At 33.9% G+C, this 18,435-nt stretch carries 16 protein-coding genes; 11 read left to right on the forward strand and 5 right to left on the reverse strand.

Translation table 11 applies throughout. From position 1 onward, the window contains the following. Window positions 1–12 precede the first annotated feature (12 nt). The 3 genes from OA85_RS07655 (at window position 13) to OA85_RS07665 (ending at window position 5,904) form a co-directional block, all read left to right on the forward strand. Window positions 13–3,162, forward strand: coding sequence for a TonB-dependent receptor (locus OA85_RS07655; protein ID WP_039108937.1), 3,150 nt, complete (start codon window positions 13–15; stop codon window positions 3,160–3,162). A 9-nt stretch (window positions 3,163–3,171) separates the two neighbouring features. Beyond that, on the forward strand, window positions 3,172–4,914 hold the full coding sequence (locus tag OA85_RS07660; RefSeq protein ID WP_039108938.1) for a RagB/SusD family nutrient uptake outer membrane protein: 1,743 nt from the start codon (window positions 3,172–3,174) through the stop codon (window positions 4,912–4,914). A 93-nt stretch (window positions 4,915–5,007) separates the two neighbouring features. Further along, window positions 5,008–5,904, forward strand: a complete 897-nt coding sequence (locus OA85_RS07665) for a carbohydrate kinase family protein (RefSeq protein WP_039108939.1) — start codon at window positions 5,008–5,010, stop codon at window positions 5,902–5,904. Window positions 5,905–5,988: 84 nt separating this feature from the next. Here OA85_RS07665 and rpe read toward each other — a convergent pair whose 3' ends face one another. From rpe to OA85_RS07690, 5 genes are all read right to left on the reverse strand, one after another. Then, a complete protein-coding gene (rpe, locus tag OA85_RS07670) occupies window positions 5,989–6,651 on the reverse strand; it encodes a ribulose-phosphate 3-epimerase (protein WP_039109447.1) in 663 nt (220 codons plus the stop codon). A 459-nt stretch (window positions 6,652–7,110) separates the two neighbouring features. Then, window positions 7,111–7,974: an RNA polymerase sigma factor RpoD/SigA gene (locus tag OA85_RS07675; RefSeq protein WP_007137700.1), complete on the reverse strand. Its 864-nt coding sequence runs from the start codon at window positions 7,972–7,974 to the stop codon at window positions 7,111–7,113. 164 nt (window positions 7,975–8,138) lie between these two features. Continuing rightward, window positions 8,139–10,274, reverse strand: coding sequence for a polyribonucleotide nucleotidyltransferase (locus tag OA85_RS07680; RefSeq protein ID WP_039108942.1), 2,136 nt, complete (start codon window positions 10,272–10,274; stop codon window positions 8,139–8,141). Window positions 10,275–10,427: 153 nt separating this feature from the next. Beyond that, window positions 10,428–10,694 (reverse strand): 30S ribosomal protein S15, encoded by a 267-nt coding sequence (rpsO, locus tag OA85_RS07685; RefSeq protein ID WP_035670202.1) that lies wholly within the window; start codon window positions 10,692–10,694, stop codon window positions 10,428–10,430. A gap of 156 nt (window positions 10,695–10,850) precedes the next feature. Beyond that, complete coding sequence (locus OA85_RS07690; protein ID WP_039108943.1) at window positions 10,851–11,306, reverse strand: GAF domain-containing protein; 456 nt, start codon at window positions 11,304–11,306, stop codon at window positions 10,851–10,853. Window positions 11,307–11,381: 75 nt separating this feature from the next. Here OA85_RS07690 and xrtF point away from each other — a divergent pair, with 75 nt between their 5' ends. The 8 genes from xrtF (at window position 11,382) to OA85_RS07730 (ending at window position 18,415) form a co-directional block, all read left to right on the forward strand. Further along, the gene (xrtF, locus tag OA85_RS07695; RefSeq protein ID WP_039108944.1) at window positions 11,382–11,933 is read left to right on the forward strand and encodes an exosortase family protein XrtF; all 552 of its coding nucleotides are present in this window, start codon (window positions 11,382–11,384) and stop codon (window positions 11,931–11,933) included. Continuing rightward, window positions 11,908–12,351 (forward strand): exosortase F system-associated protein, encoded by a 444-nt coding sequence (locus OA85_RS07700; protein ID WP_039108946.1) that lies wholly within the window; start codon window positions 11,908–11,910, stop codon window positions 12,349–12,351. Before xrtF ends, OA85_RS07700 begins: the two co-directional genes overlap by 26 nt. A 58-nt stretch (window positions 12,352–12,409) precedes the next feature. Next, complete coding sequence (locus tag OA85_RS07705; RefSeq protein WP_039108947.1) at window positions 12,410–13,240, forward strand: ATP cone domain-containing protein; 831 nt, start codon at window positions 12,410–12,412, stop codon at window positions 13,238–13,240. Window positions 13,241–13,278: 38 nt separating this feature from the next. Continuing rightward, window positions 13,279–14,634, forward strand: a complete 1,356-nt coding sequence (locus OA85_RS07710) for an MBL fold metallo-hydrolase RNA specificity domain-containing protein (protein WP_039108948.1) — start codon at window positions 13,279–13,281, stop codon at window positions 14,632–14,634. Window positions 14,635–14,686: 52 nt separating this feature from the next. After that, window positions 14,687–15,088, forward strand: coding sequence for a hypothetical protein (locus tag OA85_RS07715; RefSeq protein ID WP_039108949.1), 402 nt, complete (start codon window positions 14,687–14,689; stop codon window positions 15,086–15,088). Between the two features lie 75 nt (window positions 15,089–15,163). Continuing rightward, the gene (locus OA85_RS07720) at window positions 15,164–17,173 is read left to right on the forward strand and encodes a TonB-dependent siderophore receptor (protein ID WP_039108950.1); all 2,010 of its coding nucleotides are present in this window, start codon (window positions 15,164–15,166) and stop codon (window positions 17,171–17,173) included. Window positions 17,174–17,215: 42 nt separating this feature from the next. Further along, on the forward strand, window positions 17,216–17,557 hold the full coding sequence (locus tag OA85_RS07725; protein ID WP_039108951.1) for a heavy-metal-associated domain-containing protein: 342 nt from the start codon (window positions 17,216–17,218) through the stop codon (window positions 17,555–17,557). A 177-nt stretch (window positions 17,558–17,734) separates the two neighbouring features. After that, window positions 17,735–18,415, forward strand: coding sequence for a DedA family protein (locus OA85_RS07730; protein ID WP_039108952.1), 681 nt, complete (start codon window positions 17,735–17,737; stop codon window positions 18,413–18,415). Window positions 18,416–18,435 lie beyond the last annotated feature (20 nt).

Consider the following 18,435-nt stretch of genomic DNA (forward strand, 5'->3'; position numbering starts at 1 on the left):
ACTATCTAAATTATGAAACAAAAAATCATCCTCTATTTAATTTTAATGGGTTCCTTTTTTTCACTTACGGCCCAAAACATAGGAATAAAAGGAGTGGTTACTTCCTCCGAAGACGGAATGTCACTCCCTAGTGCATCTGTTACGGTATCCGGAACAAAAAATGCTACTGCAACAGATCTTGATGGTCATTATGCGCTTAACAATGTAGATAAGAATGCTACTTTGGTATTTAGTTTTACAGGTTTTGCAAGTCAAACAATTAAAGTTAACGGACGGGAATCAATAAATGTTGTTTTAAAACCAGAGTCGATAAATTTAAGCGAAATTGTTGTAGTAGGATATTCAAAGGAGCGAAAAGTAGATGTAACAGGTGCCGTTACTGTAGTAGATTTAAAACCGATTACAGGTCAAAGTATGAGCTCTGGAAATGCTATGCAGGCTTTACAGGGTAGAGTTGCCGGATTAACTATTGAGAAATCTGGTGATCCAAGTGGAGCGAACAGCAGAATATTAATCAGGGGGGTAAGTACACTGGGGAATACAGATCCATTGTATGTGATTGATGGGGTTCCTACTGTGAGACCAGAAGTGTTTGCTAGCTTAAATCCAAGTGCTATAGAGTCTGTTCAAGTATTGAAAGATGCTTCCGCTTCCTCTATTTATGGTTCTAGAGCTGCAAACGGTGTTATTATTGTAACCACAAAAAATGCAGCAAAAGGAGGGGCAATGAGTGTCTCTTATAGTACTAATGTCTCAGTTCTTTCTGAAAAAAAGCAACGATATAAAATGCTTAATGCATTGGATAGAGGTAAGGTTTTGTGGCAGGCATCAGTAAATGATCATGCAGATCCAGCTGGTGGATATGGCGAGATATATAATTTTGACTGGAATCATGATTTTAATAATCCAGTATTAAACAGCGTAACAGTTAAACCTTATGTTGGTGGTGATACCAATGTTCCTGTTGGTGATACGGATTGGCAGAATACTGTTTACAAAACAGGGTTGCTTATTAATAATGATTTATCGGTATCCGGTGGATCTGATAAAGCAAATGCGGTATTGAACATGGGGTATTTAGATAACTCAGGAATGTTGAAATATACCAATTATGAAAGATATTCTGCCAGACTTAATGCTAATTTTAAGTTATTCAATGATAAAGTTAGATTTGGTGTGAATTCTCAATTTACACAGTCTAACGAAAGAAGTGCAGCTAATGATGTAGGAAATGCACCAACGCCAGGTTTAGCCATAACCTTAGCGCCAACAATTCCGGTATATACTGCTTCTGGTGATTATGCAGGGCCATTAGGATCTGGTTATTCCGATAGAAATAACCCTTTATTGATGCAATATTTGAACAGATGGGATAACAGCAAAAAAGTCTCTTTGTATGGGAATGTTTTTACGGAAATTGACATTTTGAAAAATCTTACATTCAGAAATAGTATCGGGATGGATTTTAATGATTTTAACAGGAAAGACATTGAGCCAATTGTAAAAAACGGGTTTGTGAATAGAAGTACAAATAGTTTGACTTTTGACACCAATAAATATTCAAGTTTAACAATTTCAAACACGTTAAGCTATAACTTGAAAGTTTCAAATCATAAAATTGGAGTAGTTGTAGGTACAGAATCGACTAAAACCGATTTGAATACTTTATATGCTCGTGCTGAAGGATTTGCAGTAGAGTCAGAGTCTTATTTTACACTTTCTGCAGCCACGGGAGCCAGAACAAATAATGGTATTTCTACGGGTAGCAGGCTTCTTTCTCAGTTTGGAAAAATCAACTATGCGTTTTCAGACAGGTATTTGGCTACGTTTACTATTCGAAGAGATGGTTCGTCAAGATTTGGACAAGACAATAGATATGGAATTTTTCCGGCTGCTACTGTAGGTTGGAAGATAAATAATGAAGATTTTTTAAAGAATATTAAAGCAATCTCAACACTTAAACTTCGTGCTGGTTATGGAGAAGTAGGGAATCAATCTATTGGTGATAATGCTCGTTTTGGTTTATATGAAGCGCGATACGGGCCTAACCAAAATGTATATTTTCCTGATTTCTTTAATATCTATTATAATGTAGGTACAGCCTATGATTTGAATGGTACTAATACCGGGAATTTACCTTCTGGTTTTGTATCGATACAAGCTGCTAATTCAGGGTTAAAATGGGAAACTACCAAAGAGGTTAACGTTGGTCTTGATTTTGGTTTTTTCGAAAATAAATTATCAGGTTCATTTGATTACTTTTCAAGAAACACAGTTGGAATTTTGATTAAACCACCCGTTGCATCTGCTGTAGGAGAAGGGCAACAACGTTTCGTAAATGGAGCTTCCACTGCAAATAAAGGTTGGGAACTTACAGTGGGATATGCTGATAAATTAGAAAATGGATTGTATTTTAATGTTACCACTAATTTTGGTGCTACCAAAAATAAAATCACAGATTTACCGGCAGAAGTTAGGGCGGCTTATCCTGGGACAGCCATAAACTCCATAATTGGTCATTCACAATTTGAAATTTTTGGTTATAAAACAGATGGTTTGTTTCAAAGTCAGGCTGATATCGATTCGCATGCCACTCAAGTGGGTTCTAGGTTGGGAGGTATAAAATTTGTTGACATCAATGGTGATGGTGCTATAAATTCTGATGATAGAACTTTTATTGGTACAACACTTCCAAAATTAGAATATGGTATTAATATTAGTTTAGCGTATAAGAATTTTGACTTCTCCGTTTTTGGTTCTGGTGTAGCAGGAAGAATTGGAGTTGATCCTTATATTTTCTGGAACAATTTTGTTCAGGGAAGAGAAAATGCAGGTCCTGGAACATTTAATGCTTGGACTCCAACCAATACAAATACAAATGTGCCATCGCTATCATTGGCTCATAATGATACCCAGACTTCAGATTATCTTTTTAGAAATAACTCCTATTTTAAAGTTAGAAATCTACAAATTGGATATTCTCTTCCTACTAGTTTAGTAGGCAAAACGGGTTTCATAACTAGATGTAGAGTTTATGCGCAAGGAGAAAATCTATTTTGGTTTACTCCAAAAGGATATATAGGGTCAGATCCAGAACGAACAGATGTAAACAGAATACCAGTACCTACGACATTATCATTAGGTGTAAACTTTAATTTTTAATTAATTCTCATGAAAAAATATAATAAAATAGCTATCAGCTTCTTGTCAATCTTATTTTTGGCATCATGCAGCGCAAATTTTTTAGATTACGAACCTACAGGAGTATTATCTTCTGGGAATGTTGCAACAGCGGGAAATGCCGAAGCTCTTGTTAATGCAGCTTATGCAGCTATTGGCAATGACGAAATGGTGGGGCCAATAACCAACCAATGGGTTTATGGAAGTGTACGATCTGATGATGCTTATAAAGGTGGAGGAGGTCGTGGTGACGTTGATGTAGTGGATCGCTATGAACAATATAATCTAACTACTCCTGATTATGGTGACTGGATGTTGCCTAGAACATGGACTAATCATTATAAAGCGATCTCAAGAGCAAATTTTGCATTGTCAGTAATCAATAACATACCTGATGCCGATTACCCATTAAAAAAAGTGAGACAAGCGGAGTTACGTTTTTTAAGAGCACATTCTTATTTTATGTTGAAGTTGTTGTTCAATAAAGTTCCTTATATCACTGAAGATTTGACTCAGGAGCAAATTCTGAAAACGTCTAACGATTTGTCAAGTCAAGATTTGTGGAATAAAATTGCAGATGATTTTCGTTTTGCATTTGATAATTTGCCACAATCACAAGATCAAGTGGGAAGAGCTGATAAAAATGCAGCAGCGGCTTATTTAGCAAAATTAAAACTGTATCAGGCTTACGAACAAAATGATACACATCAAGTTACGAATATTAATGCATCAAGATTGCAAGAAGTTATTGATTATGCTGATAAAGTAACTGGAAGTTTAGAACCGGACTTTGGGAATAATTTTTTAGATGGTCATGATAATGGACCAGAGTCCATTTGGGCAGTTCAGTTTTCTATTAATGATGGTACAAATACCGGAAGAGTTAGTTTCGTTACGGGATTGAATTCTCCGCATGGGACGCCACTTTATGGATGTTGTGGTTTTCATTTAGCAAGCCAAAATATGGTAAATGCTTTTAGAACAGATGCTAGCGGTTTACCGTTATTGGATACTTTTAACAATGCAGATATTTTTAACACAGTTGATGGAAATGGAAATGCGCCACTTGCTACAGGTGTTACGATTGACCCTAGAATTGATCATACAGTGGGAGTTCCTGGAAGACCATTTAAATACAAAAGTACACTGAAAACTACTGGTGATATGGTTTACAAATTTAGTTGGGCTAGAGATCCAGGAGTTTATGGATACTTTGGAAATATGAAAGAGCAACAATCTCCTGATTGTTCCTGTTATGTAAAAAATGGACCGTTCATTGGTACTTCAAAAAATGTTGATTTTATCAGATATGCAGATGTGTTATTATTTAAAGCAGAAGCATTAATACAATTAAACAGGTATACTGAAGCTTTGCCTATAATTAATCAAGTTAGAGCCAGAGCTGCAGCGAGTACAACAATGACATTAGCAGCAGGAGCTTCAAATGTTTATAAAATTGCTCCTTACGCTTCTTTTCCTTCAAAAGATTATGCTATGAAAGCACTTATGTTTGAAAGACGATTGGAGTTTGGAATGGAAGGTCCTCGATTTTTTGATCTTGTTAGATGGGGTAAAGCAGAACAAGTTTTGAACGCTTATCTTGGTGTAGAAAAAACAAAGAAAGATTTCCTTTCCAATGCCCATTTTACTTCAGGTAGAGATGAGTATTATCCGATACCTCAAAGAGAAATTGATTTTACTGGAGGTTTATACAAACAAAATCCAGGATATTAAAATAAGGTTAATAATAATGTTTGTTTGGTTAGTGTTTTAAATTAGGTTAAAGGCAAGTTTTACACTTGCCTTTAATTTTTAAATTTTTTAGTTATGAATACAAAATACATTCTAAGTGTAGTTAGCTTTGGAGAGGTTTTATGGGATCTTTTTCCAACGCATAAAAAAATTGGAGGAGCGCCATTGAATGTTGCGCTTCGAATGAATTCTTTGGGGGCAGAAACAACGATTATAAGTCGTGTCGGTGCAGACGAAGATGGGAACGAAATTATATCTTTTATAAATAATCAGGATGTGAGTTCAGATGCTATCCAAATAGGGGAAGATTATAAAACAGGTGTGGTTAATGTAATGATTAACGAAAAGGGAAATGCTTCTTATGATATTCATTACCCGTCTTCCTGGGATAAAATTACACCGAGTAAAGAAATGGATGAAAAAGTGTCGGAATCAGATGCTTTTGTTTTCGGGAGTTTAATATGCCGTGATGAAGTTTCCAGATCTACTCTGTATGATCTTTTGGATAAAGCTAAATATAAGGTTTTGGATGCGAATCTAAGAGCTCCGTATTATACTGAAGATGTACTTAATGAATTGATGTTAAAGGCAGATTTCATTAAGCTCAATGATGAAGAATTATATGAGATAAGTCAGCAATTGGAATCGCCTTATAATTCGTTTGAACAGAATATTAAATTTATCGCTGAAAAGACAAATACAAAGCATGTTTGTGTAACGAAAGGCGCATTTGGTGCGGTCTTATATTACAATGATAAATTTTATTATAACAGCGGTTATTTTATAAAAGTAGTTGATACTGTAGGAGCCGGGGATTCTTTCTTAGCTTCACTCATAGTCAAATTACTTAGAGGGAAATCACCACAAAAATCATTGAATTATGCTTGTGCTGTTGGAGCATTAGTAGCGGGGCATGAGGGAGCTAATCCTAAAATTTCCGAAAAGGAAATAAGTAAATTCATGAAGCTTTAACAAAATAGTTTAAGCATAGAATTAAGTATATAAAAAAGCCAAAGAAGCAATATCTTTGGCTTTTTTTATGTAAAATAGTAGGAACTAAAAAGAAGTCAATTTCTTCAAATCGGCAATCGTTGCTGTTGGGTTTTCTGCCTTAAAAACAAAACTTCCCGCCACAAGAACATCAGCTCCTGCTTCCACAAGTTGTTTTGCGTTTTTATTAGTAACGCCTCCATCAATTTCTATAATTGTATTGGCTCCTTTTCGGGTAATCAAATCTTTTAATTTTCGTACTTTGGAGTAGGTGTTTTCTATAAAAGATTGTCCGCCAAAACCTGGATTTACACTCATGATACAAACCAAATCGATATCATTGATTACATCTTCTAAAAGGTCAATGTTTGTGTGTGGATTTAAGGCTACTCCAGCTTTCATACCTTCGGCTTTAATAGCTTGCAAGGTTCTGTGTAAGTGGGTACAGGCTTCATAGTGTACACATAAGATATTTGCCCCTAAATCAGCAAAAGTCTTGATGTATCGGTCTGGATCTACAATCATTAAATGAACATCGATTGTTTTTTTTGCATGTCTCGAAATAGCTTCAAGAACGGGCATTCCAAAAGAAATGTTTGGTACAAAAACGCCATCCATGATGTCTATATGAAACCAATCGGCTTCACTGTTATTGATCATTTCGATGTCGCGTTGCAGATTAGCAAAATCAGCAGCAAGAACTGATGGTGCAATTAATGTGTTTTTCATTGTATAGTTGTTTTGTTGAGATGCACTGCAGTGCATCTTTACAGTTGTATTGTTTGTGCAAAAGTAGTTTTTTTGGAGCAATTGGCGAAAATTTTTTTAGTAAGAAGAGACAACTCGCGAGTTGTCCGTAGATTGCGTAAGGGATTGAAGTGGAAATCCTTTTTATTTTTTTAAATAAAAAGATTACTTCACTATGTTTTTATTTTCATCGGTGTTCAGTGAATTTCATTTGTAACGAAAAGCCCGAACCGAAGTTTTTACGGAGGGTTACGCCCCAAATGATTTTAAACAGGAATAGGGTCAAGGGAATCTGAAATGAATTCAGATTAAAAAAATAAAACTCCGGTAATCAGCCGGAGTTTCAATCATCAATCAAAAAACGAACAGTCAATCAAACTGTTGTTCATTTTGAATTAAAAGATTTAAAATTTAAAAATTTTAATTGGGGAATATCGTGAATTAACCTAAGTAGGTTTTTAATATTTTACTTCTGGAAGTGTGTTTCAATCTTCGGATTGCTTTTTCCTTGATTTGACGTACACGCTCACGAGTTAAGTCGAAAGTTTCTCCAATTTCCTCTAATGTCATTGGGTGCTGATCACCAAGACCAAAGTACAAACGAACAACATCAGCTTCTCTAGGAGTCAATGTTTCTAATGAACGCTCGATTTCAGTACGCAATGATTCGTGGATTAATTCTCTGTCTGGATTTGGAGATTCACCAGAACGCAATACATCGTAAAGGTTAGAATCTTCTCCTTCCACAAGAGGCGCATCCATTGATAAGTGACGACCAGAGTTTTTCATACTCTCTTTTACGTCATTTACGGTCATGTCAAGTTCTTTTGCAATTTCTTCAGCAGATGGTGGGCGCTCGTTAGATTGCTCTAATAAAGCGTACATTTTGTTGATTTTATTGATAGAACCAATTTTGTTCAAAGGCAAACGAACGATACGGGATTGTTCAGCCAATGCTTGTAAAATAGATTGACGAATCCACCAAACGGCATACGAGATGAATTTGAAACCACGTGTTTCATCAAAACGTTGTGCTGCTTTTATCAATCCTAAATTTCCTTCGTTAATCAAATCGGGAAGGGTTAACCCTTGATTTTGATATTGTTTTGCTACCGAAACCACGAAACGTAAATTGGCTTTTGTCAATTTCTCTAATGCTTTCTGGTCACCGGCTTTAATCTTTTGTGCTAATTCTACCTCTTCGTCAGCGGTAATAAGGTCAACTTTTCCAATTTCTTGTAAATACTTGTCTAATGAAGCAGTTTCACGATTGGTTACCTGCTTGGTGATTTTTAGTTGTCTCATGTTTTTTTGTCTCCTCAATTTTTAAGTGTACAAGTAGTTATACGTATGGGGTCGATAAAAAGTTACAATAGTTTTGAAAATAATTTAAATAAAAACAAAAAACCCGTTTCAAATACATGAAACGGGTTTTTCTATAAATAAACCTTTAGTAAACTAAGATCTGATTACTCTTTTTTCTCCTCGCGTGGAGGTCTTGGCATTAAGGCTTTTCTAGATACTTTCTCTTTACGAGTTTTAGGGTCTAAACCTAGATACTTAATCATGAATACATCACCCATGTTTACTACATCGGCAACATTTTCTGTTCTTTCCCAAGCCAATTCGGAAACGTGAAGTAATACTTCGTTTCCTGGAGCATCAAGGTATTCTACAACTGCACCAAAATCTAGCATTTTGATTACTTTTACTTCGTAAGCTTCACCCATTTGTGGTTTGAAAGTAATCGATTGGATTTTAGCCAATACCGCTTCAATTCCAGCAGGATCAGTTCCAAGGATTTCGATAACTCCTTGTTCGTTTACTTCGTTGATTACGATAGTTGTTCCAGTAGCTTTTTGTAATTCTTGAATTACTTTTCCACCAGGTCCAATCAACGCACCAATAAAGTTACCAGGAATTGTTCTTGTGATAATTTTTGGAGCATAGGCTTTAACATCTGCTTTTGGAGCTGCTAAAGTATTGGTTAGAATTCCAAGGATATGCAAACGACCATCTCTGGCTTGAGCCAAAGCAGCTTCCATAATCTCGTATTTCAATCCGTCAATTTTGATATCCATTTGACAAGCCGTAATACCTTCAGAAGTTCCAGTTACCTTAAAGTCCATATCTCCCAAGTGATCTTCATCACCAAGAATATCAGATAAAACTGCAAAACGATCTCCATCAGTAATCAATCCCATTGCAATTCCAGAAACAGGACGTATCATTTGAATTCCAGCATCCATTAACGCTAATGTTCCAGCACAAACTGTTGCCATAGAAGATGAACCATTTGATTCTAATACTTCAGAAACAATTCTGATAGTATAAGGATTTTCAGCAGGAATCATGTTTTTCAAAGCACGTTGTGCTAAGTTTCCGTGACCAACTTCTCTTCTTGAAGTTCCTCTTAATGGACGAGCTTCTCCTGTAGAAAATGGTGGGAAATTATAATGCAAGTAGAATTTTTCTTCTCCTTGTTCAGATGGTGAATCAATTTGGTTTGCTTCTCTAGAAGTTCCTAAAGTTGCAGTTGCCAATGCTTGAGTTTCTCCACGTGTAAACAATGCGGAACCGTGAACTGATGGTAAGTAATCTATTTCACACCAGATAGGTCTGATTTCTGTAGTTTTTCTTCCGTCAAGACGTGTTCCTAAATCTAGCGTTACATTACGAACTGCTTCTTTGTTAACTTTGTAGAAATATTTCCCTACTAAATCACCATTTTCTGCTAATTCTTCTTCTGTAAATAAGGCTTTTACTTCATCTTTAACTTCTGCAAATGCAGCAGTTCTCTCTTGTTTAGAAGATCCAACTTTTGCGATATCATAAATTTTATCATATGCAGCTGCTTTTACTTTAGCGTAAATTGCATCGTCAGATTTTTCAGTTTCGTAAGTACGAACTTCTTTTTTCCCAAATGCTGCTGCCAATCTTTCTTGTGCGGCAATTTGAACTTTAATGTGTTCGTGAGCAAATTTAATAGCTTCAACCATTTCTGCTTCTGAAATTTCTTTCATTTCACCTTCTACCATTGCGATAGAATCTGTTGAAGCACCAATCATCATGTCGATGTCAGATAGTTCTAATTGTGCACGACTTGGATTGATGATAAATTTACCATCAATACGACCTACACGAGCTTCAGAAATTAAAGTTTCGAAAGGAATGTCAGATAAAGCTAATGCTGCTGAAGCTGCTAATCCTGCTAATGCATCAGGCATTACATCTTCGTCATGAGACATTAACTGAATCATAACTTGAACTTCAGCATGATAATCATCTGGGAAAAGTGGACGCAATACGCGGTCAACTAATCTCATTGTTAAAACTTCGTTATCGCTTGGACGAGCCTCTCTTTTGAAGAAACCACCAGGAAAACGTCCTGCTGCAGCAAATTTCTCACGATAATCTACCGTAAGTGGTAAAAAGTCAATACCTGGAGTTGCTTTTCTTGAGGATACTACTGTTCCTAAAATAACAGTTTTTCCAATTCTTACTACTACAGCACCGTCAGCTTGTTTCGCTAAACGTCCTGTCTCGATTGAGATGCTTCTGCCATCTCCTAAATCGATGTTTTCTACAAATAATTGTGGAATCATAATTTTAATTCTCTTTAGATTAAACAATGGGTTCTAGTTGTGTTGTAGTTGTTGTTTTGCGTAGTTAATGCCTAAAACCCAATGAAAAACCAAACTTTTTTATTGTTGTATATAAAAACAAAAAGAGGCACTTTCGCACCTCTTTTATATTGATTATTTTCTGATATTCAATACTTTGATAATCTCACGATATCTGTTGATTTCTGTTTTCTTCAAGTAATCCAACAAAGCTCTTCTTTTACCTACTAGTAATACTAATGAACGCTCTGTGTTATAATCATGACGATTTTTTTTCAAGTGCTCAGTTAAGTGGCTAATTCTGAAAGTGAATAAAGCGATTTGTGCTTCTGATTTTCCAGTGTTTGTTTTTTCTCCGTGTTTAGCGAAGATCTCTTCTTTAATCTCTTTAGTTAAATACATTCCAATATTTGTTTAATGATTTTTATGTATGCCGTACATCTATTGTAAGACGGGTGCAAAAGTAAAAAATAATTATGACACGAACAAAATAAACCTCCCTTATTTTGTGAACTGGCGAAGCAATTATGAATTATGAATTGTCAATTATTTTAAATCTTAATACAACTTCGCAATTTCCTCATTTACAAACTCTAGAAATTGTTCGTCATCTTTATTAAATGGATTGAGTACATGGCTGTCAATATCAATTTGTCCTATATTTTCTCCATTTACAAAAAGCGGAACCACAATCTCTGATTTTACTGTAAAGCTACAGGCAATATAATTGTCTTGTGCTGCAACATCAGGAACTACAAAGTTTTCGTTAGAAACCGCCACTTGTCCGCAAATACCTTTTCCAAAAGGAATTACGGTATGATCTGTTTCTGCTCCTACATAAGGGCCTAAGTGTAAAGTTTTAGTTTCCTGATTTGCAAAATAAAACCCTACCCAATTGTAATAGTCAATAGAGTTACTTAGAAGCTGACAAATAGATAAAAGTTTTTCGTCTCTTGAAAGCGTTGTGTTTAGCGTGATTTCGGTTACTTTTGGCTGTAATTCTTGAAATGTCATGGTTTTTATTTATATTTATGCAAAAGTATTTAAAGCAGTTTTTAAAAATTATATAAATTTGTTAAAAAATAGATTTTGAAAAAATATTTTATTCTCTACAAGCCTTTTTTGTTTTTTCTGACTACCTTTTTTTTGACTTACATTGCCCTTACCTTTTTGTATCAGGAATATCTTAATAGTTTTGGAGAAAATAAACTGGATAGAATTACCCAATTTGTGGGTCAGAATACCAAACAGGTTATGCAATTGTTCGATAAAAGCGCTACTGTTGAGGAAAATACTTTAGAACCTTATATTAAGTTGTTTTACAGTCAAAAATATGTAGCTAGAATTATTGAGGGTTGTAATGCCATTAGTGTTATCATTTTGTTTGTAGCTTTTATAGTTGCTTTTTCAGGAAAACTAAAAACAACGTTACTTTTTATCTTTGGCGGAAGCGTACTTATTTATGTATTAAATGTATTTAGAATAGCAATTTTATGTGTTTTGATGTTTAATTATCCAAATCAAAAACAGTTTTTTCACGGAGTACTTTTTCCTTTGTTTATATATGGTGTTGTTTTTATTTTATGGCTAATTTGGGTTAATAAATTTTCAAGATATGCTTCAAAAACTACTAAAGAATAAAGTTAGACTACTACAGTTTGTTGTTTTAGTTGTATTTTTAGTGCTAATTCGTGCATTTGAAGATCAATTGTTTTACGACCCTTTTTTGGATTATTTCAAAAACGATTTTACTAATATGCCTTTGCCTAATTTCAATTCATTTCAGTTGTTTTTGGGATTACTGTTTCGTTATACATTGAATACAGTTGTGTCATTAGGGATAATTTATGTTCTTTTCAAAGATGTACAAATGGTAAAATTTGCCCTTGTTCTGTATTATTTTTTCTTTATGATATTGATTGCTGCTTTTTTCTATATAATTTTATTCATCAAAGGGCATAATAATTTAGTATTGTTTTATGTTCGCCGATTTTTGATTCAACCCATTTTTGTTTTGTTATTTGTTCCGGGATTTTATTATCAAAAACAAAATAAGTAATCTTTTTTCTTTACCTTTAGTATGGATTTAATTTGCTAATTGTCAAAGTTTTAAGAATATGAAAATTGTCAAGCATTCTGGAAATATTGTAGAATTTAATCCTGATAAACTGAAGAGTTCACTTTTAAAATCGGGGGCAAGTGCAGTTGTTGTGGAAAATATTTTGCAAACAATTAGAAAACAAATGTACGAGGGTATTTCAACCAAGCATATCTATAAAATGGCTTTTGGTTTATTGAAAAAAACGGCTAATTCCCATGCAGCACGTTATAACTTAAGAGAAGCTATACGATTATTAGGTCCAGCAGGTTTTTTTTTCGAAAAATATATTGGACGACTTTTTGCTTCAGAGCATTATGAAACTAAAACAAACATAACATTACAAGGCAAATGTGTCTCGCATGAAATAGATGTTTTAATAAAGAAGAATGGCACTATTGCCATGATTGAATGTAAATATCATGCCGGTAGAGATGCTGCTTCTGATGTAAAAGTACCTATGTATATTTTGTCTCGTTTTAATGATTTAAAAATCAATCAACATCCTATATTTTCTGATAATGATGTTATCTCAAAATGTTGGATTGTTACCAATAATAGATTTACAACAGATGCTATTGATTTTGCCAACTGTTCAGGCTTGAATTTGTTAAGTTGGAATTACCCAGAAGATAACAATTTAAAAACAAAAAATGACAACAGTTACCTGTATCCGGTAACATGTTTGACTACTTTGTCACTTGCCGAGAAAGATAAATTATTAATCCTTGATATAATCTTGGTAAAAGAAATAATAAATAATTCCGATTGTTTAGAAAAAATTGGATTGAGTACATCCCGAATAAAAAATGTATTAAAAGAAGCTTCGGACTTATGTAGATTTATTTAAAAAAAGTTCTGTATTATTTAATTTTAAATTAAAATCAGATGAAAATTAAATTTATTGGAGGCGCAGGAACTGTAACAGGTTCTAAAACATTAATTGAAAGCAACGGAATTAGAATTCTAATAGATTGCGGTCAATTTCAAGGAATTAAACCGCTGCGGGAACTCAATTGGGAGCCACTACCCATTTTGCCTTCAACAATAGATTTTGTTTTGTTAACTCATGGTCATTTAGATCATTGCGGCTGGTTGCCCAGATTAGTAGATCAAGGTTTTAGGGGAAAAATTTATTGTACAAGTCCTACTAAGGATGTCGCTAAGCTAATTTTATTGGATAGTGCTAAAATTCAAGAAGAAGAAGCCAAAAAAGCGAATGAAGGAAAATTTTCCAAACATGAAATTGCTCAACCACTTTATACCGTAGCCCAAGCTGAAAAAGTTTTTCCTCTTTTTAGAGTTATTAAAACCAATGAAGCTATTCCTTTGGACGCTGAAATTAGTGCCGTTTACACGAATGCAGGACACATTATTGGTGCCTGTACAATTGAACTGCAGCTTGAGAATAAAATATTGGTTTTTTCAGGAGATATTGGACGTGATAATGATGCGCTTATGTATCCGCCAACAAAACCCAAAAGGGGCGATTATATATTTCTTGAAAGTACTTATGGGAATCGATTGCATCCCGATACTGATCCCAAAGACGAGTTGGAAATGTATATTAATAATACTGTTCAAAAAGGCGGAACAATCATCATTCCTAGTTTTGCCGTAGAGCGTGCGCAAAGTGTAATGTATCTATTATGGAAACTTAAAACGGAAGGAAGAATACCTAATATTCCTTATATCATTGATACTCCAATGGGAATAAGTGTTTTGGATATTTTTTCCAATAATAGAAAATGGCATAAATTACCAGAGCATGACTATGTTGAAATGTGTAATATGTTCACGATGATTGCAGAATATCAAGAAACCATTGAAACTATTTTTAATAAACAATCAAAAGTAGTTATTGCTGCTAGCGGAATGGTTACTGGTGGTAGAGTTCTCAGTTATTTAGAACGCTATATTGGTTTGCCCGAAACTACTGTGATTATTATTGGTTATCAAGCTGAAGGAACCCGCGGAAGAAAATTATTAGAGGGTGCCAAAGAAATTAAAATTCGCGGTAAATATTATCCAGTGTTGGCTACGATATTAGAAATAGAAGGATTGTCTGCGCATGGCGATCAAAAAGACCTTCTGAATTGGCTGTCAGCTTTAGAAAATAAACCAAAAAAAGTGTTTTTAGTTCATGGAGAGAATGCACCAGCCGATGAACTTCGAATAAAAATTCAAGAAAAATATGGGTTTGATTGTAAAGTTCCTTTAATGGGGCAAGAGTTTGAACTTTAATTTTTAACAGAAATTTGATTTTATAGATTGATTAAATCACTAATTTTGCAAAATGAGATTCAAAAAGCACATTAGTATTCTTCTCGCTTTTTTCCTGTTGGTTTCCAATGTGGGATTGGCTTTTGATGTGCATTATTGTGGCAATGAAATCGCTTCAGTTTCTTTGAAAACAGACTTCTCATCTCAAAATTCCGAAAAAAAATGTTGTGATAAAGTCGAAAAAAAATCACCTTGTTGTAAAGATAAAGTGGTTCATTTTCAAAAGAAATCAGATAATGTACTTATAAAAGCATTTTCTTTAAATGCTGATGTGCCATTTTTAATAAAGGAATGGAATCCGATTGTTTTTTCTAAAGGTACTATTTTTAAAAGTTTCGAAAATAATTCTTATTACTGCGATGCCCATTCGCCGCCACTTTTTAAGCTTTACAGCCAATATATTTTCTACGCCTGATTTTAATGTTTTTTAAAAGTCAAATCATTTTGTGTGATTTGAAATTATTTTTTATAAACATTAAAATATTTTGCCATGCAAAAAACAATAACGCTATTTGTTATTATTTTGTTTTCAATTCCGCTTTTTTCTCAAGAAAAGCTGAATGAAGTCAAAGTGATAAAAAAGCAAAAAGGGATTCAAAAATCATTTACCGTAACAGGAAATACCACGCTAATTACAAGTAAGGAATTACTTAAAGCAGCCTGTTGTAATCTAGCTGAAAGTTTTGAAACAAATCCGTCTATTGATGTCAGTTTTTCAGATGCTTTAACGGGGACTAAACAAATCAAAATGCTGGGATTGACCAGTCCGTACTTAATGATTACCGAAGAAAATATCCCATCAGTTCGTGGTGCTTCACAAGCATACGGATTGTCATTTACTCCTGGAACTTGGGTCGAAAGCATCCAGATTACTAAAGGAGCAGGAAGTGTAGTGAATGGATATGAAAGTATTTCGGGGCAAATTAATACGGAATTAATTAAACCGATTAATGATATTCCATTTTTTTTGAATGCCTATGGTTCGTCAGATTCGCGGTTTGAATTAAACACCCATTTCAATAAAAAAATATCAGATAAATGGAGTAGTAGCCTGTTTCTTCACGGGAATACAAGAGTTGCTAAAACAGATATGAATAATGATGGGTTTTTGGATAATCCATTGGCTAAACAAATTAATATCCTCAATAGATACCAATATTACAATGCCGAAAAAGGCTGGGTGAGTTTTATTAATTTCAGGTATATGAATGATAAAAAACAAACCGGAGAGTTGGACTTTAATCCAGATAAAGACAAAGGGACAACCAATTACTGGGGTTCAGAAATAAACACGGAGCGATTGGATGTTTCTACAAAAGTGGGGTATGTTTTTAAAGACTTGCCTTATCAGAGTATTGGTTTTCAGAATGCTTTTAACAGCCATAATCAACAATCCTATTTTGGTTTGAACCAATACAATATTAAGCAAAGCAGTTATTATTCGAACTTGATTTTCAATTCAATTATCAGCAACACGATGAATAAGTTTGCTGCAGGTTTGAATTTCACGTATGATAAATACCAAGAATTTGTCAATGTAAATGATTATAGTAGAATTGATAATTCAGTGGGTGCTTTTTTTGAATATACATATGATAATGCCGATAATTTCAGCATTATTTTGGGAGGAAGAATTGATAATCACAACCGTTTGGGGACATTTTTAACACCACGATTGCATGTGCGATACAATCCTTGGGAAAAAGGAGTTTTACGATTCTCGGCCGGTAGAGGAAAGCGAAGTGCCAATATTTTTGCCGAAAACCAACAACTTTTTGCCAGTTCAAGAACATTTGATATTTTAGACTCAAACGGTAAAATATATGGATTGAATCCAGAAATTGCCTGGAATTATGGGGTGAGTTTTGCTCAAAAGTTTTTGCTCTTTGGCAAAAAAGCCGACGCGGGTTTTGATTTCTATAGAACTGATTTTCAAAACCAAGTAGTTGTTGATGTGTTACAAAGTCCACAGCAAGTGTTGTTTTATAATTTAAATGGAAAGTCGGTTGCCAATAGTTTGCAACTGGAATTCAATTATGAAATTTTGGATCATTTGAATTTTCGTTCGGCCTATAAATTTTATGATGTAAGGACGGATTATATTTCTGGAAATTATCAAAAACCATTGCAGGCTAAACACAGAGTTTTTGGAAATTTAGAATACGAAACCCATATTGGAGAAAAGGGAAAACAATGGAAATTTGATTATACTTTCAATTGGATTGGAAAACAGCAATTGCCAAATACAGCAAGCAATCCCATAAATGATAGATTACCGGAATTTTCACCATCTTATTCGTTGATGAATGCACAAATTACCAGAACTTTTTCTGATAGATTTGAAGTGTACGTAGGTGGAGAAAATATTGGTAACTATACTCAGGAAAAAGCGATACTTGGTTCTGATAATCCTTTTGGACCGAATTTTGATACTTCAATTGTGTATGCACCTGTTTTTGGACAAATGTATTATGCGGGATTGCGATTCAAAATAAAATAAACTCGGGATGAAAAATTAATAATCACAATAGAAAAAGTAAAAATGAAAAATATAATTTTAATAATGATGGTTAGTTTTCTTGGATTTGCTGCTCAGGCTCAAGAGAAAAAGAATAAAAATGCCCATTACACAACTGAAGTAAATGGGATTTGTGAACAATGTCAAAAACGAATTCAAAAAGCAGCCTTTTCCGTTTCTGGAGTTAAATCAGCAATTTGGAATATAGAGACGCATCAATTGAGTTTGATTTTGAATGAAGAAAAATGTTCTCCCTTAGATGTGAAAAAAGCTATTGCAAAAGTAGGACATGACACTGATGAGGTAAAGGCAACAAAAGAAGATTATGATAATCTTCATAGCTGTTGTAAATACGAACGAATGTAATTTTAAAGTCCAAAATGAAAATTTTGGACTTTTTTTAATTTAAGATTTAAAGGATTTAGAATCTTCATTGCTATGTTTTTAAAGCGTTAATTAAACTTTAAAATGCGGCAATAAATTGCGGTTAAGCTAAATTATTCTTACTTTCACGACCAATAAATTTAATTACAAATCGTTTTTATGAATAATTTTGATTGGACACAATTACTTAATCCGGAATTTTATATTACCCTTCAAATAGGAGGAGTTCAAATAGGTTTGTATATCGTTTTATTTATAATTTTTGCCGAAACTGGTCTTTTTGCCGGTTTTTTTCTTCCTGGAGACAGTTTGCTTTTCCTTGCGGGAATTTACAGTAAAGATTTGGTACAAAATATGGTCACTATAGAAAGCGATTTTATTAATGTTACCATATTATCGTTATTGGTTGCTGCTGCAGGAATTATAGGAAATATGGTTGGCTATTGGTTTGGGGCAAAAAGTGGATATTATTTATTTAAGAAAGAAGATACTTTTTGGTTTAAGAAAAAATACCTTTTGCAATCAAAAGATTTCTTTGAAAAATATGGAGGAAAGGCAATAATATTTGCACGGTTTTTACCAATTTTTAGAACCTTTGCACCTATCGTAGCAGGAATTGTATCCATGGATAAAAGTAAATTCATGTTTTTCAATGTTTTAAGTTCTTTTTTATGGTCCTTTATTTTGATTTTTTCGGGTCATTATCTATATGGTGTCTTTTTAGATAAGTTTGGAATTGATCTGAAAGAGCATATTGAATATATCATAATAATAATTGTTCTTATTACCACTGTTCCCGTTTTATTCAAGCTTTTGAAAAAAAGGGTTCATATAAAATAATCATCAATTGCAATAAATAA

This window comes from Flavobacterium sp. AED (assembly GCF_000812945.1).
Lineage (GTDB): Bacteria > Bacteroidota > Bacteroidia > Flavobacteriales > Flavobacteriaceae > Flavobacterium.